The following is a 25024-nucleotide window of genomic DNA, read 5'->3' as shown; positions in this document are numbered from 1 at the left end:
GGCTTTGCTGCAAAATGGTGCGCAATGTTCCAATATTTGATTAATGCGTAAACAACGAATGGCTAGTTGATAACATCCGGTAATATTTCGTAGGAAAATGTATTGATGGTGTGAATGTCAGGCGGCATACAGAAGGATCACGACACATCATGATGCAGTTCTGCACATTCCGGGGCAGCAGGAGCGGGGGAGAAGAGAAGGCATAAAAAACCCGGCGCGAGGCCGGGTAATGACAGGACGTTTACCGCTTAGAGATACAGGGACGGCGCACCTTCTGGGCGGGTCTTGAACCGGCGATGCAACCACAGGTATTGATCGGGCGCGCGCATGATCTCTTTTTCGACGACGCGATTCATATAGGCGGCGGCCGCAAGCTCGTCGTCGATAGGATAGTCTTTCAACTCGGGCTGAATCACCAGTTCGTAGCCTGCGCCTTTAGGCTTACGGACAAGTACAACGGAAACCAGCGCAGGTTTGGCGAGACGAGCCAGCATAAAGGTGCCGCTGGTGGTCGCTGCCTGATCGACGGCAAACAGCGGGGCGAAGACGCTGCCGCGCGGGCCGTAATCCTGATCGGGCGCGAACCAGACTGCTTCGCCGCGTTTCAGGGCATGCACCATACCGCGCAGGTCTTTGCGGTCGAGCATGGCCTTGTTGGAGCGCATACGGCCCCAGGTCTGCACGAACTCCATCACCTTGTTGTTGTGCGGGCGATACATGGCCATCATCGGCTGACACAGGCCCATTGCACGACCGCCGAGTTCCAGCGACATGAAGTGTACGCCGATAATCAGCACGCCCTGTTTGTTCTGCTGGGCAAGTTTGAGATTGTTGAGACCGCTGACGTCGAACCAGCGTTTAACACGGGCATCGGACCAGAACCAGGCCATGCCGGTTTCGAGCAGACCCATGCCGAGGGATTCGAAATTGCTGACTATCTTGCTTTCGAGCAGCGAGCTGTCCATGTCGGGAAAGCACAGTTGCAGATTGCGACGGGTAATGGACACGCGGCGTTTGAGAAAGCGCATGGAAGTGCGGCCGAGCCAGACGCCCAGACGATACAGGACCGGATAGGGCAGCTGGACCAGCAAAAACAGAACGCCCAGGCCAAACCAGGTAAACCAGTAGCGTGGGTGCAGGAATGATTTTTTGAATCTTTGAGTTGGAGCGATCATGTAATTTCAATCATCAATATGAGTGAATTTGCGTAACGCGTAGGGCAAAGCTTAATCGCGATACATGCTTGGTTTGCAAATAGTCGGACTCCCGTTTCGGGCATAAGTTGTACAGAATCTTTTTATTCCGACAATATTTACGAATATCTACATTAAAGGGCGGGCATCGCGGGGCTAAAAGGCTTTCCGTAGGCGATTGGCGGGGCGAATTCGACTCTTGGCAGGGATTATATCACGGTCGCTTATCCTTACAGAGAGGGGAATCATCCTAATAGTGCAAAGTTTACGCACCTATTATGTCCATTTGTAAAATTGGAACTGCATAGAAGGTTAACAAATCGGCATAATCATTCGATTAACTGTAAAAGAGTTTTCAAGCAGGTAAGTGCCGTGAGTGGTTAGCGTAAATTTTTCGTAAGGTCGATTTTTTTAGGATATTTCATGCTGTTAGTTCTGCATTCTGTGGCCGATATTCAATGCTGCACGCTGTATCGCAGTCTATTAACGCCAAGGAATCCCCATGAAAAAAACGACTTTAGCCCTGATCTTCTCCGTACTGGCAAGCAATGCCGTACTGGCAACCGCCCACGCCGAAGGCCCGATGAATAACCACAAGCCGCAAGAGCGTGTGGTTATCGTGAAAAAGCCGGTGCACCACGTGGTCAAGCATCATCCCAAGCCGCATCACCCGGTACCGAAGCGCGAAGTTATCGTCAAGCACGAACCGGTTCGTCACGGCTAATCGTCAGGACAGCAGGGTGCACGCCTGAATCACCTGAGCGTGCACCCAAAGAAAAAGGCGCCCTATCTCGCGATAGAGGCGCCTTTTTTCAATACATCAACTGACTAGTATCAGTTCATGCCGTATTTTTTCAATTTCTTACGCAGAGTACCGCGGTTGATACCCATCATCAGGGCTGCACGAGTCTGGTTGCCACGGGTGTACTGCATCACCATGTCCAGCAGTGGCTGTTCAACTTCAGCCAGTACCAGCTCATACAGGTCATTGACGTCCTGACCATTCAGTTGAGCAAAATAGCCCTTAAGTGCTTGTTTTACCGAGTCACGCAGGGGTTTTTGGGTTACCTGATCCTGAGAATTAACGGTAGAAACGGTCAGTACATCAGAATTCACGCGTTGTTCGAACATAGTTCTGTCAGCTCTTTTTTGTTACGCAAGATTTTCGAAATATGCTTCCAACGCCTCCAGCTGGTTCGCTGGCATCCTCTATGGCGTTGAAGGAGCGCCGAAACTGGTCATTCGGGGCATGTTCCTGTAAGTACCAGGAGACGTGCTTACGGGCGATACGGAATCCTTTGCCTTGACCGTAAAAGTCGTGCAGTTCCCGTACGTGCCCTATCATCAAGCGCTGTACTTCCCCAAGTGCTGGCGGCGGTAACAGCTCCCCTGTGTCCAGATAATGCTGGATTTCCCGGAAGATCCAGGGTCTCCCCTGAGCGGCGCGGCCTATCATCAGAGCATCAGCCCCAGTGTAGTCGAGCACCGCCCTGGCTTTATGCGGGTCAGTTATGTCGCCATTCGCGATAATCGGAATGGAGACACTCTGCTTAACTGTCCGAATACTGTTGTACTCTGCTTCTCCATTGAAGAGGCAGGCACGGGTTCGGCCATGAATCGTCAGGGCCTGAATGCCACAGTCTTCAGCCAATTGGGCAATTTGTATACAATTACGGTTTTCCGGATCCCAACCAGTACGAATTTTCAACGTGACTGGCACATCCACTGCATTGACGACGGTCCTCAGGATCTGTTCAACCAGTTCCGGGTACTGAAGCAACGCAGAGCCTGCCAGTTTGCGGTTCACTTTCTTGGCTGGGCAACCCATGTTGATGTCAATGATCTGAGCCCCTGCCTCCACGTTAATACGGGCGGCGGCGGCCATATCTTCAGGGTCACAGCCGGCAATCTGCACGGCGCGAATCCCTGCTTCGTCGCTATGTACCATACGCAAACGCGACTTATCCGTCCGCCAGACCTCTGGATTAGAGGACAGCATTTCGGATACTGCCATTCCAGCCCCCATTGAATGACATAAGGCACGAAACGGTCGGTCTGTAATACCGGCCATTGGGGCGGCAATCAGGCAATTTGTAAGCTGGTGGTGTCCAATGCGCATACTAGGAAAGACCATACTGAAGTCCGCAAGGGCGCGTATATTACGCATTTTTTACAGGATATGAAAGGCCAAACTTTAACCAATTGCTCAATAAAAAGCACCTTTACATCTACTTAACGTCGACATTATTTATATTAATGTTATTTAACAAATAGTTAAGCGATAATGTTCAAAAAGTGCGCTTGAATAATTTAGTGACTTATCGCTGATTAAGCGCTTTCAAACAGCGTAATCTAAGGTGAAAATTGATGTTTTAAGTAGCAATAACCGCAGTTTTTCCGTGATGTAACTCGCAGTTTTGCTAAAAAATGACCAGTTGGACTGAATAGACACGCACTAAAAAAGCGTAAAAAAAGCAGGCGGGGCGGCAGAAACAGGGCAGCGGAAGAAAAGGGGAACAGCGTTCCCCTTTCTGTAGCACAATAATCAGGCTTTCTTGACGCCGGTAATGCGGCACCATTCTTCCTTCTCGGCGACCGGATCGAGCGTAAAGGTGTCGGCATAGGCTTCCACCACGCTTGCCGACTGGCTCGCCAGAATCCCGGACAGACCCAGATAGCCGCCGGCCACCGGCAGTACGCTGATAAGCGGTGCCAGTTCGCGCAGCGGGCCTGCAAGGATGTTGGCGACTACGACGTCGGCAGACAGGTTCTCGGGCTGATCTTTTGGCAGATACAGCGACAGGCGCTCAGACACGCCGTTACGCTCGGCATTGTCGCGGCTGGCGAGGATGGCCTGCGGGTCGATGTCGATACCAATGGCTTTTGCGGCACCCAGTTTCAGTGCGGCAATCGCCAGAATGCCGGAGCCGCAGCCGAAATCGATGACCGTCTTGCCGGCCAGATCCAGTCCGTCGAGCCATTGCAGACACATCGCCGTGGTCGGATGCGTGCCGGTACCAAAGGCCAGACCGGGGTCGAGCATCACGTTGACCGCCGTCGGATCCGGCACGTCGCGCCAGCTCGGGCAAATCCACAGACGCTCGCCAAAGCGCATCGGGTGGAAGTTGTCCATCCATTCGCGTTCCCAGTCCTTGTCTTCGAGCTGCTCAATCTTGTGCGCAAAACCTTTGCCCAGCAGCGGCTCGTTTTCCAGGATAGCCACCACCATTTCCATGTCGGTTTCGGCGTCATACAGGCCGATGGCGTCAGTGTCGCCCCACAGCAGGGTTTCGCCCGGCTGCGGTTCGAAGACCGGATTGTCATGGGTATCGAGGAAGGTCACGGAAACCGCGCCGCTTTCGATAAGCGCGTCGCTCAGCGTCTCCGCGTCCTGCGCATTGGTATTGATTTTCAGTTGGATCCAGGGCATAGCCATTCTCTTCTAACAATATGTTTTGGCTGCCATCTTATGCAGAGGGCAGCGCGTTTGCACGGCGGTAATCTCCGAACCTGTTGCCGAGATAAAAGGCCAGCAGGGAGAGCAGCAGTGACGGAACAATAGGGTGTAAACCGGCTATGTGCAGGTCAATAGTGGCTAACAGGGTATAACAAACCGCGCCCACGATCATTGACGACAATGCACCGGCGGCGTTTGCCCGTTCCCAGTAAAGCCCAAGCACCAGCGGCCACAGGAACACCGCCTCAAGGCCGCCGAAGGCCAGCAGGTTGAGCCAGATAATCATCTCCGGCGGTCGCCATGCGGCGAGTACCACCAGCAGCCCCAATATCAGCGTTGCCAGACTTGAAAAGCGTTTAAGCAGGCGCTCGTTGCGCAGTTGGGCTGGACGCACGCCGAGATACAGATCTTTGACGATAGTAGCCGAAGACTGCAACAGCTGCGCGTTGATGGTCGACATTATCGCCGCCATCGGCGCGGCGAGAAAGATACCGGCGGCCCACGGCGGCAGAACGGCAATCATCAGCGTCGGGATAACCTGATCGGGGATCTTGAGGTCCGGCAGAATCGCGCGACCCAGTGCGCCCGCAAGATGCATGCCGAACATCAGCACGGCAACCACCAGCGTACCCAGCACGATGCCGCGATGCACCGCCTTGCTGTCGCGATAGGAGATGCAGCGCACGGCGGTATGCGGCAGGCCAATCACGCCGAAACACACCAGAATCCAGAACGAGGCCATGAACGGCAGCGACAGCACGTTGTCAGCGCCCTGAACCGACACCAGCCGGGGATCGATCTGCTGAAGCTTGTCTACGGCGCTGTGCAGTCCGCCTGCGGCGTGGATAACCGCAACCAGCAGCAGCACGGTGCCCAGCAGCATCACCAGCCCCTGCATGGCATCGTTCAGCACGCTGGCTCGAAAACCGCCAAACGACGTGTAGAGCGCGATACTGATGCCAAAAATCAGCAGCCCCGTGTCGTAGGGAATGCCCGCCGCCGTTTCGAGCAGCCGTGCACCGCCGATAAACTGCACGGTCATCGCGCCCAGAAAGGCGACCAGCAGACTCAGGCTCGCCAGCCAGACCAGCAGGCGGCTCTTGTAGCGCGCATACAGCATGTCATTGAGCGTGACGGCATTGTAGCGGCGAGCCAGAATCGCGAACTTCTTGCCAAGTACGCCGAGCGAGAGCCACACGGCGGGCAGCTGGATCATCGCCAGCAAAACCCAGCCGAGTCCATATTTGTAGGCCGCGCCCGGTCCGCCGATAAAGGAACTCGCGCTGATGTAGGTCGCCGTCAGCGTCATGGCCAGCACGAAGCCGCCCATCGAACGATTACCCAGAAAATATTCGGTCAGAAAACTCCCCTGCTGACGACGGGTGTAGGCAAAGACCGAGAGGCCGAATACCAGCAGCAGATAGGCCAGCAGCGGCAGGAGAACTTCAGTCTGCATGATTATCCTCCAGCGGGATATCGCGATAAATCACGCGCACCATCACCCAGCTCAGCAAGACAAAGACAAGCGGAACCAGCAGGCATGACATTTCAAACCAGTGGGGAAGGCCGGTAATGCCCTGCGCATCGTTTGGCAGATAGGCGGCCAGCGACCAGGCCAGAAGGTAGGCAATGGTCAGGCCGAAAGCCCAGCGTGCCTCGCGGTTGGCTTGTAAAAAGCGTTTGTCCACTTTTACCTCTAAACGAAAAAAAGGCCGGAATATCCGGCCCTTGGGGTCTTGTTTGCTGCAGGGACTCTTAGTCCTGCAAGCCGAGTTTCTTCTCGAGATAGTGGATGTTGGTTCCACCGTTCTGGAAGTTCTCGTCGTTCATGATGCGCAGCTGCAAATCGACGTTGGTTTTAATGCCATCGATGATAAGTTCAGCCAGAGCATTTTTCATGCGCGAAATCGCCACGTCACGGTTTTCACCGTAGGTGATGAGTTTGCCTATCATGGAATCATAGTACGGAGGCACAGTGTAACCCGCGTAGATATGAGATTCCCAGCGAACGCCAAAACCACCTGGTGCATGGAAGCGGGTGATTTTGCCGGGGCTTGGCAGGAAGGTATTCGGGTCTTCGGCGTTGATACGACACTCAACTGCGTGGCCCTGAATACGGACTTCGTCCTGCTTGATGGACAAAGGCTGACCTGCGGCGATGCGCAGCTGCTCTTTGATCAAGTCAACGCCTGTGATCATCTCGGTAACCGGATGCTCAACCTGAATACGGGTGTTCATTTCGATGAAATAGAACTCGCCGTTTTCATACAGGAACTCGAAGGTACCCGCGCCACGGTAGCCGATGTCTACACAGGCTTTGGAACAACGCTCGCCGATGTAGCGACGCATTTCGGCAGTGATGCCCGGTGCTGGCGCTTCTTCGACGACTTTCTGGTGGCGGCGCTGCATGGAGCAGTCACGTTCGGCTAGATAGATGGCGTTACCCTGACCGTCGGCCAATACCTGAATTTCGATATGGCGTGGGTTTTCCAGGTATTTTTCCATGTAGACCATGTCGTTGTTGAAAGCCGCTTTGGCTTCAGCACGCGTCATGTTGATGGATTCTTCCAGATCTTTCTCTGCGCGAACAACGCGCATACCGCGACCGCCGCCGCCGCCGGATGCCTTGATGATGACCGGATAACCGATGCGCTTGCCGAAAGCACGGTTCTTGTCCATATCATCGGTCAAAGGACCGTCGGAGCCAGGCACGCAAGGTACGCCGGCTTTCTTCATCGCGTTGATGGCAGAAACCTTGTCACCCATCAGGCGAATGGTTTCGGCACGCGGACCGATGAAGATAAAGCCGGAACGCTCGACCTGCTCGGCGAAATCGGCATTCTCGGACAGGAAGCCGTAGCCCGGGTGAATCGCCACTGCGCCGGTGATTTCGGCAGCAGAGATGATTGCCGGGATGTTCAGGTAGCTTTTGACTGAAGGTGCAGGACCGATACAGACGGTTTCGTCTGCCAGCAGCACGTGTTTCAGGTCGCGATCAGCGGTCGAGTGCACGGCGACGGTTTTGATGCCCAGTTCTTTACAGGCACGCAAAATGCGCAGGGCAATCTCGCCGCGGTTAGCGATTACAATTTTATCCATGGTACGCCTCGTTATTCGATGACGACCAGCGGCTCGTCGAACTCAACCGGTTGGCCGCTTTCTACCAGAATGGCTTTAACCACGCCAGATTTGTCAGCTTCGATCTGGTTCATCATTTTCATTGCTTCAACGATGCACAGGGTGTCACCTGCGTTAACCTTTTGACCGACTTCAACGAATGCTTTCGCATCCGGGCTTGGCGTGCGGTAGAAGGTCCCTACCATTGGCGAGCGAACGATGTGACCACTGATGGCAGCAGGTGCAGCCGCTTCAGCCGGTGCCGCAGGAGCAACTGCAGCAGCCAGTGGCTGTTGTGGTGCCGGCATGGCGTAAGCCTGTTGCATCATTGGGTAAGCTTGTTGCGGTGCTGCGCGGCTGATACGTACTGATTCTTCACCTTCAGAAATTTCCAGCTCGGAAATGCCTGACTCTTCAACCAGTTCGATCAGTTTTTTGATTTTACGAATATCCATGAGTTGATTCCGTACTCTTATGCGAAGTAATTAATTGGATTTTGACAAGCGGTTAACCGCTGCCTGTAAAGCAAAATGGTAGCCATCTGCGCCGAGGCCACAGATAACGCCCACCGCGATATCGGAAAGATATGAATGGTGTCTGAATGCTTCGCGGGCATGAACGTTGGACAGGTGGATCTCGATAAACGGGATCTGCACGGCCAGCAATGCATCGCGAAGCGCCACGCTGGTATGGGTAAAGGCTGCGGGATTGATCAGAATAAAATCGGTGTTTCCCCGTGCCTGATGAATCTTGTCAATCAGGAGGTGCTCTGCGTTGGACTGCAGATGGCTCAGCGCAACGTCGGCTGCGGCGGCCTGCTCTTCCAAACCTTTAACAATATCGTTTAGCGTGGTACTTCCGTAGGTTTCCGGCTCACGCGTTCCCAGTAAATTCAGGTTGGGACCGTTGAGTAGCAAAATGTCAAACTTATGCGCCATTGTGAGCCTATCTCCTGCGATTGGAACGAGGTCGAAGAAAATACCTTGATGATTCCAATTTGTCACCCTTTTCGTGACAAATCAACCCAGACTTTTCTTAGGATGGGCTGCATAATAACCATATCGTGGCAATTCGCCGCTAAATACTGGCCTTATCAGCGAAGATAATCAACCCCCAGTGTGAAACTGGGGGTTACATGAGGGGACGTAATTTTAGGAAAACGGCGTGTGCTCTGGGCTCAGCGAAACCACTGACGAAACTTCTTGTAGCGAAGTCCCAGCAAGATCGCTGCAATTAGCGCATAGATGAAGGGTTGTGGCGAAAAGGTCTTGACCGACCATAAATAGTGAATGGGCGCGAGAATGGCGACCAGATAGATACCGTTATGAATTAGCTGCCATTTTCTTCCGAGTTTGCGTTGCGCCCACATCGGCGAGGTCGAGGCCAGCACGAGAAGGATTATCCAGCTGATGATACCGAGCGTCAGATACGGACGGGAAATCAGCTCGCTGCCCAGCAGGCCGAGATTGCTGATGCCGAGTTCGAGGAAGGAATAACTCAGCAGATGCAGCGTCGCCCATGCAAAGCACCATAATCCAATCAGACGGCGTACGCGAATGAGCAGCGGCTGCTTGCCGTAGCGAATCACCGGCGTCACCAGCAGGGTCGCCAACAGCAGTTTTAACGTCATTCTGCCGGTAAAATGCTGGATATCCTTGGCCGGATCGGCACTGAACCCTCCTTGATTGATAGACAGGATTATCCACAGAAACGGCAGGAAGGCCGCAAGATGGATAAGCACCTTGAGCCATTTTATCTGTTTCAGCGACAGACGCGGTATCTTCATCAATAGTTCTCCCGCAGATCCAGTCCACGGTAAAGATGCGCCACTTCCTTTTCATAGCCATTAAACAGCAATGTTGGCTGGCGCTTCACGTCGAGAATGCCGCCGGAGCCGATAAAACGCTCCGTCGCCTGCGACCAGCGCGGGTGATTCACCTGCGGGTTCACGTTGGCATAGAAACCGTATTCATCGGAGGCAATCTGGTTCCAGGTCGTTGGCGGCTGATCTTTGACCAGTTTGATGTGCACGATGGACTTGATGCCCTTGAAGCCGTATTTCCACGGCACGGTCAGGCGGATTGGCGCGCCGTTCTGCGGCGGCATGCTCTTGCCGTACACGCCCACCGAAAGCAGCGTGAGCGGGTTCATCGCCTCGTCGAGCCGCAGGCCTTCGACATAGGGATAATTCAGTCCGCCGCCGATAAAGCGGTCTTTCTGTCCGGGCATGTGTTCCGGGTCGTAAAGCGTGGTGAAAGCCACGTAACGGGCATCGCTGGTCGGCTCGACCGCTTTTAGCAGCGCACTCAGCGGGAAACCAATCCACGGCACGACCATTGACCAGGCCTCGACGCAGCGCATACGGTAAATGCGTTGTTCCAGCGGAAAGCGCTTGAGGATGTCGTCCATGTCCAGTGTCATCGGCTTGCCGACTTCGCCGTCGATGGTGATTTTCCAGGGCGAAGTGGGCAATTGACCGGCGTTGGCCGCAGGATCGGCCTTATCCAGCCCGAATTCATAAAAGTTGTTGTAACCCGTCACCTTGTCTTCAGGGGTTAAGGGCAAATCGTTTTGATACATGGCCGGTTTGGTGAAGTCGAGCGGTTTGCCCGCCGGTGCCTTTGGACGATCGTTGCCCTTGAACCACGACAATACATCGGCCTGCGAGGTTGCAGGTATTGCCAGGGATGCGGCGCCCAAACCCAGCGCCTGCAAGACTTTACGACGATCGTGGAAAATACTTTCCGGCGTGACATCCGCCTCGGTCAATTCTCTTCTCTTACTCATGACATGCTCCGGGAATGAGCCTTCGTCTAGAACGGCATCGGGTGAGTTATGGTTGAATTATTCTTATCATTAAGCATTTATCACTGTGCGCCGTTCGACAAGAAGAGAATATCCGTATTATCAAACTTCGGCGAGCGAGGCGCGAAAGACTTAACCCAAATTTATAGGGAATTCAGTGGGGTAAAACATCGGTGGCGCTAATACATAACTATTCTGAATTTATGAAACCGCGTGTTGCTATGCTAAAAAGCATATAGGCTACCTACAATTCGAATAAACTGAGTAAGGCACAGGGATGCGATTTACTACCAGATTATATGCGATGATCTCAATGCTGGTCGCGCTCACCATCTTTTTGATGCTGGTGGGTGTCACGTTCAGCTTTGTGTTTCTCAATAAACAGAACGCCGAACAGCATTTGCGCGCGCTTTCGACCTCGGTCGATCAAAGCCTGCTGGCCAGCCCGCCGTCATCCCTGAAAAACTGGATGCCGCTGGTGATGAATCAGCTCGATATCAGCAGCGTTGAGGTGATTGCCCATCACGGCCCGCTTTATAGCCACGATAATCAGCACAATACCGGCAGCGCCTGGGATAGCCATTTCCCCGACTTTATCACCCAATATCTTCCTCTGCTACAGCATCCCGATCTCAAGCTGAAGGTGGTGTACCTCGACCCCGTCAGCAATTATGCCCGCTCACTGCGCACCACGCTGTACATCAGCCTCGCCATTGTTCTTATCCTTATTGCCACCCTGGTGAGTTTCCGCTGGCTGCGATTGCAGACACTCGGTTTTGAAAAGCTGGAGGAGCGGGCGCAGCGGATCCTGCGCGGTGAGCGCGACAATCTGCCGCTCGGCGATGTCAGCGAGTGGCCGCAGCACGCCAGCGCCGCCATCGACAAGCTGCTGGTGGATCTCGGCGAGGCCCGCGAGCAGCGCAGCCGCGTGGACACCTTGATTCGCGCCTTTGCCCAGCAGGATGCCAAGACCGGCCTCAGCAACCGTCTGTTCTTTGACAACCAGCTCACGACCGAGCTGGAAGAGGAGGGCGCGTACGGCATTCTGATGCTGATTCGTCTGCCGGATTTCGACACCCTGCGCGATACTCACGGGCAGGTGCCGGTCAAAGAGCTGATGTCGTCCATCGTGAACCTGCTGTCGACCTTCGTGATGCGCTATCCGTCGGCGCTGCTGGCGCGCTATTACCACAGCGATTTTGCCGTTCTGCTGCCGCACAGCACGCTCAAAGAGGCCGAAGTCATGGCGGCTCAGCTGGTGAACGCGGTGGGCGTGCTGCCGACTACCTCGATAATCGATCGCGATGCCTTGCTGTATATCGGCATAAGTTCCTACCGTTACGGGCAGACGGTGGAAGAGGTGATGGATTATGCCGAGCAGGCCACGCGGCATTCGGCTTTCCAGGGCAGCAACAGCTGGTCGGTCTATGACAGCAGCGTGCCCGAAAAAGGCCGTGGCAGCGTGCGCTGGCGAACTCTGCTGGAAGACACGCTGGCGCGCGGCGGCCCAAGGCTTTATCAAAAACCGGCGATGAACAGGAGCGGCGTGCTGGATCACCGCGAAGTGCAGCGCCGCATCTTCGATGGCACCCGGGAGCTGCTGGCGGCCGAGTTTATCCCGCTTGTGACGCAATTCGGCATGTCGCAAAGCTTTGATAGACGTATGATTAGTCAGATTATTCCGTTACTGGCCCATTGGCCGGACGAGATGCTGGCATTCCACCTGACCGTTGATTCATTATTGCAGCGCTCGTTTGTCCGCTGGTTAAGAGATGTGCTCCTGCAATGCGAAAAAACGCAGAGAAATCGAATTCTTATTGAACTTGCAGAGGCGGATCTCTGTCAACATACCGACCGTCTGCGTCCTGCGCTGCGATTACTGCAGGGACTAGGATGTCGGCTGGCCGTTTCGCAGGCCGGATTGACGGTGGTCAGTACCTCTTATCTGAAATCGTTCCAGATAGAACGGGTAAAACTTCACCCCGGTCTGGTACGCGATATCGACAAGCGGGTTGAAAATCAGCTGTTTGTGCAGAGTCTGGTAAGCGCATGCAAAGGCACCAATGCCAAGGTTTATGCCTCGGGTGTGCGCAGCATGGATGAGTGGCTGGCCCTGCTGGAGAGCGGAATCCACGGCGGTCAGGGCGATTTTTTTGCCACGCCGCAGAGTATCGACCCAGTCAGTAAAAAATATTCACACAACCACGGGGTTTAATCTGATCCCAACGGATGAATTTAACGTAGAATGGCGCAGCCCTGCCATTTGCACATGAGGGTCAGCCTGTTTCAGCGCCCAATTTCCTCCGCATGCGCTGTGTAATATCAGGTAAAGTGTAAGAATTTATGTGTGATGTCCGTGACTTAACGTGTGCCTGCGTGAGATAACCTGAGCCTGTGGTTCAGATTTCCACCGTAGCGTATTAAATCACCCGTTTAAGTGACAGACGTCGCTGACAATTTTCACGGAAGCAGAACGTTTTTGCGCCTTGTCGCTGCTTCGCGTGGTTGGTAAAGTAGGCGGATTTTATTTTTCGCCCCCAGCTTGCAGGATTATCCTTTCGTTATGTTTAAGAAATTTCGCGGCATGTTTTCCAACGACTTGTCCATCGACCTGGGTACTGCCAATACCCTTATTTATGTAAAAGGACAAGGCATCGTGCTGAATGAGCCATCGGTTGTGGCCATTCGACAGGATCGTGCTGGTTCACCTAAAAGCGTTGCGGCCGTGGGTCATGATGCAAAGCAGATGCTTGGCCGTACGCCAGGCAACATCGCAGCTATTCGTCCAATGAAAGACGGCGTCATCGCCGACTTCTTCGTGACCGAAAAAATGCTGCAACACTTTATCAAACAGGTTCACAGCAACAGCTTTATGCGCCCAAGCCCGCGCGTATTGGTATGTGTGCCCGTGGGCGCGACTCAGGTTGAGCGTCGTGCTATCCGCGAATCTGCACAAGGTGCAGGCGCGCGTGAAGTTTTCCTGATTGAAGAGCCAATGGCCGCTGCAATCGGTGCAGGTCTGCCTGTTTCCGAAGCGACCGGTTCCATGGTTGTCGACATCGGTGGGGGTACGACCGAAGTGGCCGTCATCTCCCTGAATGGCGTGGTGTACTCTTCTTCCGTGCGTATCGGCGGTGACCGCTTCGACGAAGCCATCATTAATTACGTGCGTCGTAACTACGGCTCGCTGATTGGTGAAGCCACTGCCGAGCGTATCAAACACGGTATCGGTTCCGCTTATCCGGGCGATGAAGTGCACGAAATCGAAGTGCGCGGTCGTAACCTGGCCGAAGGCGTTCCGCGTGGTTTCACCCTGAACTCCAACGAAATCCTGGAAGCGCTGCAAGAGCCGCTGACCGGTATCGTGAGCGCCGTGATGGTTGCTCTGGAACAGTGTCCACCCGAGCTGGCATCCGATATCTCCGAGCGCGGCATGGTGCTGACCGGCGGTGGCGCATTGCTGCGTAACCTCGATCGCCTGCTGATGGAAGAAACCGGCATTCCGGTGGTTGTCGCCGAAGATCCTCTGACCTGCGTGGCACGCGGCGGTGGTAAAGCACTGGAAATGATCGACATGCACGGCGGCGACCTGTTCAGCGAAGAGTAATCGCGCTGTTCGAGTGACCGACAAGTAGTGTATGCCCATGTAGAGGGAGTTGCAGCAACCGTGTTGGTGCACCTTCCTGTACGACGGGGAGAGTGAAGACTGGCCTGCCGCGGAAGAGGGCTGCCCCACGGGGTTCAGCCAGCAGTGTCTAAGTTTGAGTGTCTGAACGGATTATGACGCTACGCCTGAATCCTGACGGGATTCAGGTACGTTTTCCGATCCTGTTCGTCTGCACCCTTTTATACCTGCTACCATTCCTGTTAGGGTATTGTTTCGCTCAGATCGGCTGAAATTTCCCGTTGCCGAGGAACTCGCATATTTTATGAAGCCTATTTTTAGCAGAGGTCCGTCTCTGCAGTTGCGACTTTTTTGGCTATTCTTACGGCCATCGTCCTGATTTTTGCCGACAGTAAAGTAGGTACGTTCGTCAAGATCCGCACCTATATGGATACTGCCGTCAGCCCTTTCTATTTCTTGTCCAATGCGCCAAGAGAGTTTCTGGACAACGTCTCCCAGACCTTCGCCTCACGCCAACAGCTCGAACTCGAAAACCGCGCCCTGCGTCAGGAACTGCTTTTGAAAAACAGCGATCTGCTGCTGCTCGGCCAGTTCAAGCAGGAGAACGCCCGTCTTCGCGAACTGCTGGGTTCACCGCTGCGTCAGGACGAGCACAAGATGGTGGCGCAGGTGCTGTCGACCAGCAACGATCCTTATAGCGATCAGGTGGTAATTGATAAAGGCAGCAACAGCGGCGTTTACGTCGGCCAGCCTATCATCAGCGACAAAGGGGTGGTGGGGCAGGTTATTGCCGTCGCGGCCGTGACCAGCCGTGTTCTGCTTATCTGCGATGCTTCGCACGCCATTCCGATTCAGGTGCTGCGCAACGATATCCGCGTCATTGCCGCCGGTAGCGGTTGTGCCGACGATCTCCAGCTTGAGCATCTGCCGGCCAATACCGATATCCGCGTGGGCGATGTGCTGGTGACGTCAGGTCTTGGCGGCCGCTTCCCGGAAGGGTATCCGGTTGCCGTGGTGTCGTCCGTGAAAGTCGACAACCAGCGTGCCTACACCGTGATTCAGGCGCGTCCGACCGCCGGTTTGCAGCGCCTGCGTTATCTGCTGCTGCTGTGGGGTGCGGATCGCAACGGCGATCACCCTATGCCGCCGGACGAAGTGCATCGCATTGCCAACGAACGTCTGATGCAGATGATGCCGCAGGTATTGCCGCCGCCGAATCAAATGGGTCCGCCGGCACCGTTGCCTGCGCCGGCCACCGGCACGGTAACAAGCTCCACCGCGCCGGCTGCGGCCTCGACTACGGGTAGCAGACCATGAACGGCTATCGCAGTCACGGGCGCTGGATAATCTGGCTATCCTTTGTGGTCGCCATGTTGCTGCAGGTCATGCCGTGGCCCGACCAAATCTACATGTTCCGCCCCTCGTGGCTGATGCTTATCCTGATTTACTGGGTAATGGCGTTGCCGCATCGGGTGAACGTCGGCACCGGTTTTCTGGTTGGCTTTATCATGGACCTGATTCTGGGGTCGACGCTGGGTGTACGCGCGCTGGCGCTGGCGATTACCGCCTATCTGGTGGCCTTCAAATTCCAGCTGTTCCGCAATATGGCGCTGTGGCAGCAGGCATTGATAGTCATGCTGCTGTCGATGGCGGTGAACGTGATTGTCTTCTGGGCCGAATTCCTGGTGGTCAATATCTCGTTTCGTCCGCAAATTTTCTGGAGCAGCGTGGTCGATGGCGTGCTGTGGCCGTGGCTGTTCCTGCTGATGCGTAAAATCCGCCGTCAGTTTGCCGTACAATAAGGCCATTATGACTCTACTTTACCTTGCCTCAGGTTCGCCGCGTCGTCGTGAATTGCTGACGATGCTGGAATTGCCCTTCGAGCGTCTCTCTACCGACGTGGCCGAACAACGCCAACCCGATGAATCGCCTACCGATTATGTCCAGCGTCTTGCACTGGACAAAGCGCGCGCGGGCGTGGCCGTTGCGCCGCAGGACTTGCCCGTATTGGGTGCAGACACTATTGTGGTACTGGATGGCCGCGTTCTGGAAAAACCTGCCGATATTCAGCAGGCTGCCGACATGCTGGCAGCGCTTTCCGGACGGCAGCATCAGGTGATGACCGCCATAGCCCTCGCCGACGCCGACTGTCATCTGACGTCGTTGGTTGTGACCGATGTCACCTTCACAACCCTGTCCTCCGACGACATTCAGCACTATATTTCCAGCGGTGAGCCCATGGATAAAGCGGGAGCATACGGAATTCAAGGAAAGGGCGGTTGTTTCGTCCGTGAGATTCGCGGCAGTTACTATGCGGTGGTAGGGCTTCCTCTGGTGGAAACTCGGGAACTGTACAGTAATTTTGTTGCACTACGCGTTCTTAGGAGAAAGCATGACGGCTGAATTACTGGTCAATGTGACCCCATCGGAAACTCGGGTGGCATACATCGACGGTGGCATCTTGCAAGAGATCCACGTAGAGCGGGAAGCAAAGCGCGGTATCGCAGGGAATATCTACAAAGGCCGTGTCAGCCGTGTCCTGCCCGGCATGCAGGCGGCTTTTGTTGATATTGGCCTGGAAAAAGCCGCGTTCCTGCATGCTTCCGACATCATGCCGCACACCGAATGCGTTGCGCGTGAAGAGCAAAAAAGTTTAACGTTCGCGATATCGTCGAGCTGGTCCATCAGGGACAGGATTTAATGGTGCAGGTGGTGAAAGATCCGCTCGGCACCAAAGGCGCGCGACTCACCACCGACATTACTCTGCCTTCCCGTTATCTGGTGTTTATGCCGGGGGCCTCGCATGTGGGCGTGTCCCAGCGTATCGCCAGCGAAGCCGAACGCGATCGCCTCAAGCGTATCGTCTCCGCCTATTGTGACGAGCAGGGCGGCTACATTATTCGCACCGCCGCCGAAGGGGTGCGCGAAGAGGAGCTGGCGCAGGACGCCGCCTACCTCAAGCGCCTGTGGACCAAGGTGATGGAGCGCAAGCGCCGGAACGTGACCAAGTGCAAACTGTATGGAGAGTTAGCACTCGCTCACCGCGTACTTCGCGATTTTACAGGGCAAGAGCTGAATCGCATTCGTGTCGATTCGCGTCTGACCTATGAGCTGCTGATCGAATTCACCAGCGAGTACATGCCCGAGCTCACCGACAAGCTCGAGCATTACAGCGGCAAGCAGCCTATCTTCGACCTCTTCGACGTCGAGAATGAAATCCAGCGCGCGCTGGAGCGCAAGGTCGAGCTCAAGTCCGGCGGCTATCTGATAATCGACCAGACCGAAGCCATGACCACCATCGACATCAATACCGGTGCGTTTGTCGGTCACCGCAATCTCGAAGAGACCATCTTCAACACCAATACCGAAGCCACGCAGGCCATCGCCCGCCAGCTGCGACTGCGCAACCTCGGCGGCATTATCATCATCGACTTTATCGATATGGCGAGCGAAGACCACCGTCGCCGCGTGCTGCATTCGCTCGAGCAGGCGCTGTCGAAAGATCGCGTGAAAACCGGCATTCACGGCTTCTCGGCGCTTGGACTGGTCGAGATGACCCGCAAAAGAACCCGCGAAAGCGTGGAACATGTGCTTTGCAGCGATTGTCCAACCTGTCATGGGCGCGGCACCGTGAAAACGGTCGAAACGGTCTGCTACGAAATCCTGCGCGAAATCGTTCGTGTTCATCATGCCTATGACGCCGACAGATTTCTGGTCTACGCTTCTGTGGCCGTGGGTGATGCGCTGAAAGGCGAAGAGTCTCATGCTTTGGCCGAAGTCGAAATTTTCGTCGGTAAACAGGTCAAGGTGCAGATTGAGCCGCTGTACAGCCAGGAACAGTTCGACGTCGTCATGATGTAATTCCCAGAATTGACTGGTTAATCTAGAGCATTTTTTAACGTAGGATCCCTCTTGCGTAGTCGATTATTGCGCGGTATTGAAGACAAGGAGAAATGAGTGAGGCGACTACCGGGGATACTGCTAACCAGCGTGGCAACGATTGTGGTGATCGTGGCGTTGGCTATCAGTGGGTTACGTTTGGCCCTGCCTCAGCTCGATCGAATCAAACAGCCTCTGGTCGATAAAATCCAGTCAATGACCGGCGTGCCCGTCAGCCTGTCGCAGATCCACGGAAGCTGGCAGACTTTCGGCCCGACGCTGGAAGTCAGAGACTTGGCGATCACCTTGCCCGACTCCTCGTCGAAGGTGGAACGCGTCACTCTGGCGCTGGATGTCTGGCAATCGCTGCTGCACCTGCGCTGGCAGTTCCGCAATCTGACCTTCTACAATCTCCGGCTTGACCTCAACTCGACGCTGGGTGGCGGCGACGATAAAGGCAAGGGCATCGGTGCCAATCGCATCAGCGATATCTTTTTGCGTCAGGTCGACCATTTCGATCTGCGCAATAGTCGCGTCAGCTTCCTGACGCCCTCCGGCCCGCGCGCCGAGTTCGACATTCAGCAGATGACCTGGCTCAACTCGCCCAATCGCCACCGTGCGGAAGGGCAACTGGGGCTGTCGAGCTTCAACGGCCAGCACGGCGTGGTGCAGGTGCGTATGGATCTTAACGACGACGACGGCCTGCTCAACGACGGTAAAATCTATCTTCAGGCCGATAATATCGACATGAAACCGTGGTTTAGCCGCTGGCTGCGCAGCAATACCGGTCTTGAAAGCGCCAACTTCAGCCTCGCGGCCTGGCTCACGGTGCGTGATGGGCAGGTCTTTGCCGGTGATGTGCATGTCAGGGAAGGCGAGGCGGTATGGCACAACGACGACCAGCCACATCGTCTCGACGTCGATAATCTCACGCTGCACGGTAATCGTCAGGGCAACGGCTGGCAGGTCGGCACCCCCGAACTCAATCTGAAAACCGACGGCGAAGCCTGGCCGAAGGGTGGGCTGACCGCGCTGTATCTGCCTGAAAACGGCACTACCGCGAATACCCAGTTCCTCGGACCTGACCAGCAGGAGCAGCTGCGACTGCGCGGCAGCAACATCCAGCTCGAAAGAATCGGGCCGCTTATCCCGACCATCTCCTTCATGACGCCCGCGCTGCTCGAGCGCTGGCAAGACCTTAAACCGTCCGGCACGATTGATACGCTGGCGCTGGATATCCCGCTGAAACAGCCGGAACAGACCCGGTTTAACCTCAAATGGCATAATCTGCGCTGGGCGCGCTGGGAACTGCTGCCCGGCGTGAACAACTTCAGCGGCAGCCTCAGCGGCAGCGTGCCGCGCGGTCAGATAAAGATTGATTTGCAGGACAGCCTGCTGCCTTTCGGCGAAATGTTTCGTTCGCCGCTGGATATCAGTCAGGCCAGTGGCACCTTCGACTGGACCTTTGATGACAAGGGCTGGTCGCTGTGGTCGCAGAATGTCGACGTGAAAGCCAAAGGATTGTGGGCCACCGGCGGATTTTCCTACGAGCAGCCTGCAAAGGGGCAACCGCTGCTGAAAATTTTGTCGGGCATTCGCCTCTATGATGCCGGTCAGGCGTGGCGTTACTTCCCCGAGCCGCTGATGGGCAAGCATCTGGTGAATTATCTGAGCGGTGCCATTCAGGCCGGACAGGTCGACAATGCCACGTTGAGCTTCAACGGCAATCCGCATGACTTCCCGTTCAAACATAACGAAGGCCAGTTCCAGGTGTGGGTACCGCTGCGCCACTCGACCTTTGAATTCCAGCCGGGCTGGCCTGCCTTGACCGATTTGGATATCGACCTCGATTTCCTTAACGACGGGCTGTTTATGAAGGCGGCGCACACTCGGCTTGGCAATGTTTCAGGCAACAATGTCGTGGCGAATATCCCCGATTACCTGAAACAGAAACTGCTGATCGATGCCGACATTCAGGGCGCTGGCAAAGAGATTGGCAGCTACTTTATGCAGACGCCGCTGAAAGGTTCTTTAGGTGCCGCGCTACAGCAGTTGCAGATTGGCGGCGATGTCAGTGGGCGCTTACATCTCGATATTCCGTTGAACGGCGAGCAGGTGCGTGCCACCGGCGGCGTGAATTTGAAGAATAACAGCCTGTTCATCAAGCCGCTTGAAAGCAAAATCGAAAATCTGGACGGCCAGTTCAGCTTCGATAACGGCAATCTGGACAGCAACCGAATGACCGCCAAATGGTTTGGTCAACCGGTGAATATCCGCTTTAAAACGCTGGAACTGACTGATAATTATGGCATTAACGTCGATCTCGACGGCAACTGGCAACCGGCAAAACTCCCTGGATTGCCGAAGGCCATCGCCGAGAAGATTTCCGGCAGCGCCAACTGGAAAAGCAATGTCGATATCATGCTGCCGCATAAAGGCACGCCGAACTACAAAGTCACGGCCAATGCAGATCTCAGGAATGTAAGCAGTCACTTACCTAATCCGCTCAATAAAACCGTGGGTCGTGCCTTGCCGCTCGCTGTCAATGTGCAGGGCGACCTGAACAGCTTTACGCTCAACGGCGTGCTGGCGGGCAAAGATCGTTTCAACAGCCGCTGGCTACTCGGCAAACAGCTGACACTCGACCGCGCCGCATGGGAAGTCAACGCCGCGAAAACGCCTGCGCTGCCCGAAACCAGCAGTCTGACGCTGCATCTTCCGGCGCTCGACGGCGAAAACTGGCTTGGCCTGCTCTCCCCCGACAAGGCCACGCAGACACAAAACAGCAAGACCGTCGGTTTCGGCTTCCCGCATCAGATTACCGTGACCACACCGCGCCTGACGCTCGCCGGTCAGGGCTGGAACGACTTGACGTTAAGTTCGACGCAGAACGCCAAAGGCACGCAGATCAAGGCCAAAGGTCAGGAGATAGACGGTACGCTGGACATGAACGACCGCGGTCCGTGGCTGGCAAGCCTGCGTTATCTCTATTTCAACCCGCAGTGGACATCTCTCGACAAGAGCGAAGCCGGGAGCACCAGCGGGCAAAATCCGTTTGGCAGCAGCGAAATCTCCTTCGCCAGCTGGCCTGCGCTGAATGTACGCTGTGCGGCCTGCTGGTTCCTGGGGCAGAGCTTCCGCACCGTCAATGCCGATTTCGTGCCGCAGGGCAGTCAGCTAAGCCTGCGCAACGGCGTCATTGACACTGGCGAGGGGCGGCTCGATGTGCAGGGTGACTGGAAACAGGGCGGACAGACCGCCAACAATACCGGCCTGCGCGGCACGCTGAGCGGCAAGGATTTCGACCGTGCCACCGCCTTCCTCGGCATAAGTACGCCGCTGAAAGGTGCGCCATTCAATGTCGATTTCGATCTGCACTGGAAAGATGTGCCGTGGAAGCCGGATGCCAAGACGCTGAACGGCACGATGAAGACCCGCTTCGGCAAGGGCGAAATCGTGGATATGGGCGGCGGCCGGGCAGGTCAGCTGCTGCGTCTGGTCAGCTTTGACGCGCTGCTGCGCAAATTGCAGCTCGACTTCCGCGATACCTTCGGCGATGGCTTCTATTTCGACTCCATCAAGTCTACGGCCTGGATCAAGGACGGAGTAATCCACACCAACGATCTGCTGGTGGATGGACTGGCTGCCGACATTGCCATTAACGGCAACATTAATCTGGTGAGTCAGCGACTCGATCTCGAGGCCGTGATTGCCCCTGAAATCTCGGCGACCGTCGGCGTTGCCACCGCGTTCGTGATAAACCCTATCGTCGGTGCCGCCGTGTTTGCGGCCAGCAAGGCGCTGGCCCCGCTATGGAATAAAATTTCGCTGATTCGCTACCAGATAGACGGCACCATCGCGCAGCCCACGGTGCATGAAATCCTGCGTCAGTCGAAAGAAGACAAGCAGGCCAACAAGGTCCCGGCTTCCTGAGCCGGGCTTCGCGGTGTTGGGCAACGTCATACTGTGTTACGCTGTATATTGACTTTACATGACCAAAGAGAGCGATGAAATTATGAGTCTGGACCTCGTCAGTGAGCGGTTACTCGCTGCTAATAATCTGAGTCAGCAAGACCTGTTTTCGGTATTGGGCCAATTGGCCGAGCGTCGTCTCGATTATGCCGATCTCTTTTTCCAGTCCAGTTTTCATGAAGCCTGGGTCATTGAAGACAGCATTATCAAAGACGGCTCCTACAATATCGATCAGGGCGTCGGGGTTCGTGCCGTCAGCGGCGAGAAAACCGGTTTCGCCTATGCCGACCAGATAACCCTCAATGCGCTGAACCAGAGCGCACAGGCCGCGCGCAGCATTGTTCGCGAGCAGGGGAACGGCAAAATTCATACGCTGGGGGCGGTGAGCCACTCGGCGCTCTATTCGCTGGCGGATCCGCTGCAAAGCATGCCGCGCGAAGAAAAAATCGCCTTGCTGCACCGCGTCGACAAAGCCGCACGTGCGGCTGACAAGCGCGTGCAGGAAGTGTCGGCGAGCATTACCGGCGTGTACGAAAGTGTGCTGGTGGCGGCGACCGATGGCACACTGGCGGCCGACATTCGTCCGCTGGTTCGTCTTTCGGTCAGCGTGCTGGTTGAACAGGACGGACGTCGCGAACGCGGTGCAAGCGGCGGCGGCGGGCGTTTCGGGTATGAATATTTCCTCGAAAACACCGACGGCGAAGTGCGTGCCGATGCCTACGCCCGTGAAGCGGTGCGTATGGCGCTGGTCAATCTGGATTCTGTCGCGGCGCCTGCCGGCACCATGCCGGTAGTACTGGGTGCGGGCTGGCCGGGCGTGTTGCTGCATGAAGCGGTCGGTCACGGTCTCGAGGGCGATTTCAACCGTCGCGGCACGTCCGTGTTCAGCGGACAGATGGGCAAGCTTGTCGCCTCCGAGTTGTGTACCGTGGTGGATGACGGCACGATGCAGGGCCGTCGTGGCTCCCTCTCTATCGACGACGAAGGCGTTCCGGGTCAGTACAATGTCCTTATCGAAAACGGCGTGCTTAAAGGTTACATGCAGGACAAGCTCAATGCGCGTCTGATGGGCGTGGCACCGACCGGTAATGGTCGCCGCGAATCCTACGCGCACCTGCCTATGCCGCGAATGACCAACACTTATATGCTGGGCGGGCAATCGACGCCGGAAGAGATCATCAGCAGCGTCGAGTACGGCCTGTATGCGCCAAACTTTGGCGGCGGCCAGGTAGATATCACCTCCGGCAAGTTCGTGGTTCTCGACCTCCGAAGCCTATCTGATTGAAAAAGGGCGCATCACCAAACCGGTGAAAGGCGCTACGCTCATTGGCTCCGGTATCGAGGCGATGCAGCAGATTTCAATGGTCGGCAACGATCTGGCGCTGGATAAAGGCGTGGGCGTGTGCGGCAAGGAAGGGCAGAGCGTGCCGGTCGGCGTGGGTCAGCCCACGCTGAAACTGGACTCTATCACCGTGGGCGGCACCGCTTGACCCACGCGGCTTGAGTGATGGTTCTGCAAGCAGACGGGCGCTATTTGGCGCCCGTTTTTGTTTTACGGTGTTTACGATACACCTTGCTGACTTCCTTGAAATACTCCGTGAGATAATTGATGCACACCTGCACTTTGAGCGGCAGCTTGTCTTTTTCGGTATGCAGCGCATACACCGGTCGCGGCGCGGACTGATAATTACCAAATAGAATCTCGACCTCTCCCGAATTTATCTCGTCGATAATCCACATCAATGGAATATAGGCAATGCCGACGCCGGATTTCAGCCAGCGGATCATGGTTTGTGAATCATTGGTGACAAAACGTCCCTGCGGATGAATACGGATGGTCTGCCCCTGCGGCGACACCAGGTCGAACTCGCTGTCGGGGCGCACGCTGTATTCCAGCCAGGTAAAATTCACCATGTCCGCCGGGGCTTCGGGTTTGCCATGCTGCATGAGATAGGATTTCGCGGCGCACACCACCATGGGCATCGAGCCAAGGTGTTTGGAAAACAGGCTAGAGTCCTGAAGCGTGCCGACGCGGATAACGATATCCAGTCCGTCGGCGATAAGATCCGGCGCAGGGCTGCCCGTCACCAGATTGACCGTAAGTCCGGGATATTCGTGGAGCATCTTGGCGGTCATGGCGGCAAGGACATTTTGTGCCATTGTGGATGAACTGCCGATGCGTAATGTACCGGTTGGTGTGTTATTAAACGCATACAATTGCTCGTGCACTTCATGCACGTTATGCAGCATCTTGTGGCAGCCCTGATAGTAGATCTTCCCGGCTTCGGTTAATCCGAGACTGCGGGTGCTTCTGTTTAACAACTTGATTTGCAATTCATTTTCAAGCTTGCTAATACTTTGGCTGATGGCGGAAACGCTCATTTGAAGGCGCGGTGCGGCGGCCGTATAGGACCCGCTTTCCACGACCTGAGCAAAAATCGACATGCGTTTTAGACGGTCCATTGTTAAGCCCAGCTTAAAAGTGATTGTGATCACGGAATGTTGATAACTTGATAATAAGCAGGCTAATATACTTGTCCAGATAAAAGCCTCAAGTTCGGATGCAGTGAATCAGTTATCTTACCTCCGCCGACATTTCTGGCAATCCAACGTTTTCCTTTATGCATGCTTAGAGAGCATTCTCTTGAAGTGTGTCGGTATTGTTGAAAATACTAAATCCATGTCCGCGCGGTAATGTTAAAATAAATGAATAATATGAGGGCTGCTGTGCGTCACTACCTTTGTGGTATGAGTTTAAGGAACTATCCATGAGTTTGCTTCCGGTAATGGTGATTTTCGGATTGTCGTTTCCCCGGTATTTTTTGAAATACTTCTGGCGCTGGCTATTTTCTTTATATTGCGCCGAATTCTGACACCTACCGGGATCTACGATTTTGTCTGGCATCCGGCTTTGTTTAATACGGCATTGTATTGCTGTCTCTTCTATCTAATATCCTGCTTTTTCGTCTGAGGCTG

17 protein-coding genes and 5 pseudogenes are annotated in these 25024 nt (G+C 55.1%); 10 read left to right on the top strand and 12 right to left on the bottom strand.

Translation table 11 applies throughout. The features are described 5' to 3' along the window. Positions 1-248: 248 nt before the first annotated feature. A complete protein-coding gene (gene lpxP, locus O1V66_RS15435; protein WP_045048305.1) occupies positions 249-1175 on the bottom strand; it encodes a kdo(2)-lipid IV(A) palmitoleoyltransferase in 927 nt (308 codons plus the stop codon). A gap of 520 nt (positions 1176-1695) precedes the next feature. On the opposite strand from lpxP, the gene O1V66_RS15430 reads away from it, so the two are divergent. Beyond that, complete coding sequence (locus tag O1V66_RS15430) at positions 1696-1917, top strand: hypothetical protein (protein WP_045048306.1); 222 nt, start codon at positions 1696-1698, stop codon at positions 1915-1917. 110 nt (positions 1918-2027) lie between these two features. Here O1V66_RS15430 and fis read toward each other — a convergent pair whose 3' ends face one another. The 10 genes and pseudogenes from fis to msrP all read right to left on the bottom strand — a co-directional run bounded on the left by fis (position 2028) and on the right by msrP (position 10554). Beyond that, a complete protein-coding gene (gene fis, locus O1V66_RS15425; RefSeq protein ID WP_004097144.1) occupies positions 2028-2324 on the bottom strand; it encodes a DNA-binding transcriptional regulator Fis in 297 nt (98 codons plus the stop codon). A 21-nt stretch (positions 2325-2345) separates the two neighbouring features. Continuing rightward, positions 2346-3312: pseudogene (dusB, locus tag O1V66_RS15420) on the bottom strand (tRNA dihydrouridine synthase DusB). A gap of 426 nt (positions 3313-3738) precedes the next feature. Continuing rightward, the gene (gene prmA, locus O1V66_RS15415; protein WP_045048307.1) at positions 3739-4623 is read right to left on the bottom strand and encodes a 50S ribosomal protein L11 methyltransferase; all 885 of its coding nucleotides are present in this window, start codon (positions 4621-4623) and stop codon (positions 3739-3741) included. Positions 4624-4660: 37 nt separating this feature from the next. Further along, positions 4661-6106: a sodium/pantothenate symporter gene (panF, locus tag O1V66_RS15410; protein ID WP_045048308.1), complete on the bottom strand. Its 1446-nt coding sequence runs from the start codon at positions 6104-6106 to the stop codon at positions 4661-4663. Then, positions 6096-6338 (bottom strand): YhdT family protein, encoded by a 243-nt coding sequence (locus O1V66_RS15405; RefSeq protein ID WP_045048309.1) that lies wholly within the window; start codon positions 6336-6338, stop codon positions 6096-6098. The genes panF and O1V66_RS15405 overlap by 11 nt, the downstream gene beginning before the upstream one ends. A 67-nt stretch (positions 6339-6405) precedes the next feature. Next, positions 6406-7749: an acetyl-CoA carboxylase biotin carboxylase subunit gene (gene accC, locus O1V66_RS15400; protein WP_045048310.1), complete on the bottom strand. Its 1344-nt coding sequence runs from the start codon at positions 7747-7749 to the stop codon at positions 6406-6408. A gap of 11 nt (positions 7750-7760) precedes the next feature. Further along, positions 7761-8222 carry an acetyl-CoA carboxylase biotin carboxyl carrier protein gene (accB, locus tag O1V66_RS15395; RefSeq protein WP_045048311.1) on the bottom strand — a complete coding sequence of 154 codons (462 nt, stop codon included), beginning with the start codon at positions 8220-8222 and terminating at the stop codon, positions 7761-7763. 30 nt (positions 8223-8252) lie between these two features. Continuing rightward, positions 8253-8705, bottom strand: a complete 453-nt coding sequence (gene aroQ / locus O1V66_RS15390) for a type II 3-dehydroquinate dehydratase (protein WP_045048312.1) — start codon at positions 8703-8705, stop codon at positions 8253-8255. A 239-nt stretch (positions 8706-8944) separates the two neighbouring features. Further along, positions 8945-9553, bottom strand: a complete 609-nt coding sequence (gene msrQ, locus O1V66_RS15385; protein ID WP_152623633.1) for a protein-methionine-sulfoxide reductase heme-binding subunit MsrQ — start codon at positions 9551-9553, stop codon at positions 8945-8947. Further along, positions 9553-10554 (bottom strand): protein-methionine-sulfoxide reductase catalytic subunit MsrP, encoded by a 1002-nt coding sequence (gene msrP, locus O1V66_RS15380; RefSeq protein ID WP_045048313.1) that lies wholly within the window; start codon positions 10552-10554, stop codon positions 9553-9555. Before msrP ends, msrQ begins: the two co-directional genes overlap by 1 nt. Positions 10555-10849: 295 nt before the next feature. On the opposite strand from msrP, the gene csrD reads away from it, so the two are divergent. From csrD to tldD, 8 genes and pseudogenes are all read left to right on the top strand, one after another. Next, positions 10850-12787 (top strand): RNase E specificity factor CsrD, encoded by a 1938-nt coding sequence (gene csrD, locus O1V66_RS15375; protein ID WP_045048314.1) that lies wholly within the window; start codon positions 10850-10852, stop codon positions 12785-12787. Between the two features lie 348 nt (positions 12788-13135). Then, complete coding sequence (gene mreB, locus O1V66_RS15370) at positions 13136-14179, top strand: rod shape-determining protein MreB (protein WP_007891976.1); 1044 nt, start codon at positions 13136-13138, stop codon at positions 14177-14179. A 322-nt stretch (positions 14180-14501) separates the two neighbouring features. Next, positions 14502-15514: pseudogene (gene mreC / locus O1V66_RS15365) on the top strand (rod shape-determining protein MreC). Next, complete coding sequence (gene mreD / locus O1V66_RS15360; RefSeq protein ID WP_045048316.1) at positions 15511-15999, top strand: rod shape-determining protein MreD; 489 nt, start codon at positions 15511-15513, stop codon at positions 15997-15999. Before mreC ends, mreD begins: the two are co-directional and overlap by 4 nt. A gap of 7 nt (positions 16000-16006) precedes the next feature. Next, a complete protein-coding gene (locus O1V66_RS15355) occupies positions 16007-16600 on the top strand; it encodes a Maf family protein (RefSeq protein WP_045048317.1) in 594 nt (197 codons plus the stop codon). Next, positions 16590-18058 (top strand): annotated as a pseudogene (rng, locus tag O1V66_RS15350) (ribonuclease G). Before O1V66_RS15355 ends, rng begins: the two are co-directional and overlap by 11 nt. Positions 18059-18154: 96 nt before the next feature. Next, positions 18155-22009, top strand: coding sequence for an AsmA2 domain-containing protein YhdP (yhdP, locus tag O1V66_RS15345; RefSeq protein WP_045048319.1), 3855 nt, complete (start codon positions 18155-18157; stop codon positions 22007-22009). A gap of 82 nt (positions 22010-22091) precedes the next feature. After that, positions 22092-23538, top strand: a pseudogene (gene tldD / locus O1V66_RS15340) (metalloprotease TldD). Positions 23539-23578: 40 nt separating this feature from the next. Here the strand turns inward: tldD and aaeR are convergent. Then, entirely contained in the window at positions 23579-24511 is a 933-nt protein-coding gene (aaeR, locus tag O1V66_RS15335; RefSeq protein ID WP_045048320.1) for an HTH-type transcriptional activator AaeR, read from the bottom strand. 305 nt (positions 24512-24816) lie between these two features. Here aaeR and aaeX point away from each other — a divergent pair. Beyond that, positions 24817-25019, top strand: a pseudogene (gene aaeX, locus O1V66_RS15330) (p-hydroxybenzoic acid efflux pump operon protein AaeX). Positions 25020-25024 lie beyond the last annotated feature (5 nt).

It is taken from the genome of Rouxiella chamberiensis (assembly GCF_026967475.1).
In the GTDB taxonomy this organism is placed as follows: Bacteria; Pseudomonadota; Gammaproteobacteria; order Enterobacterales; family Enterobacteriaceae; genus Rouxiella; species Rouxiella chamberiensis.
The sequence above is the reverse complement of the archived record's forward strand: the minus strand, read 5'-3'. Positions and strand labels throughout refer to the sequence as shown.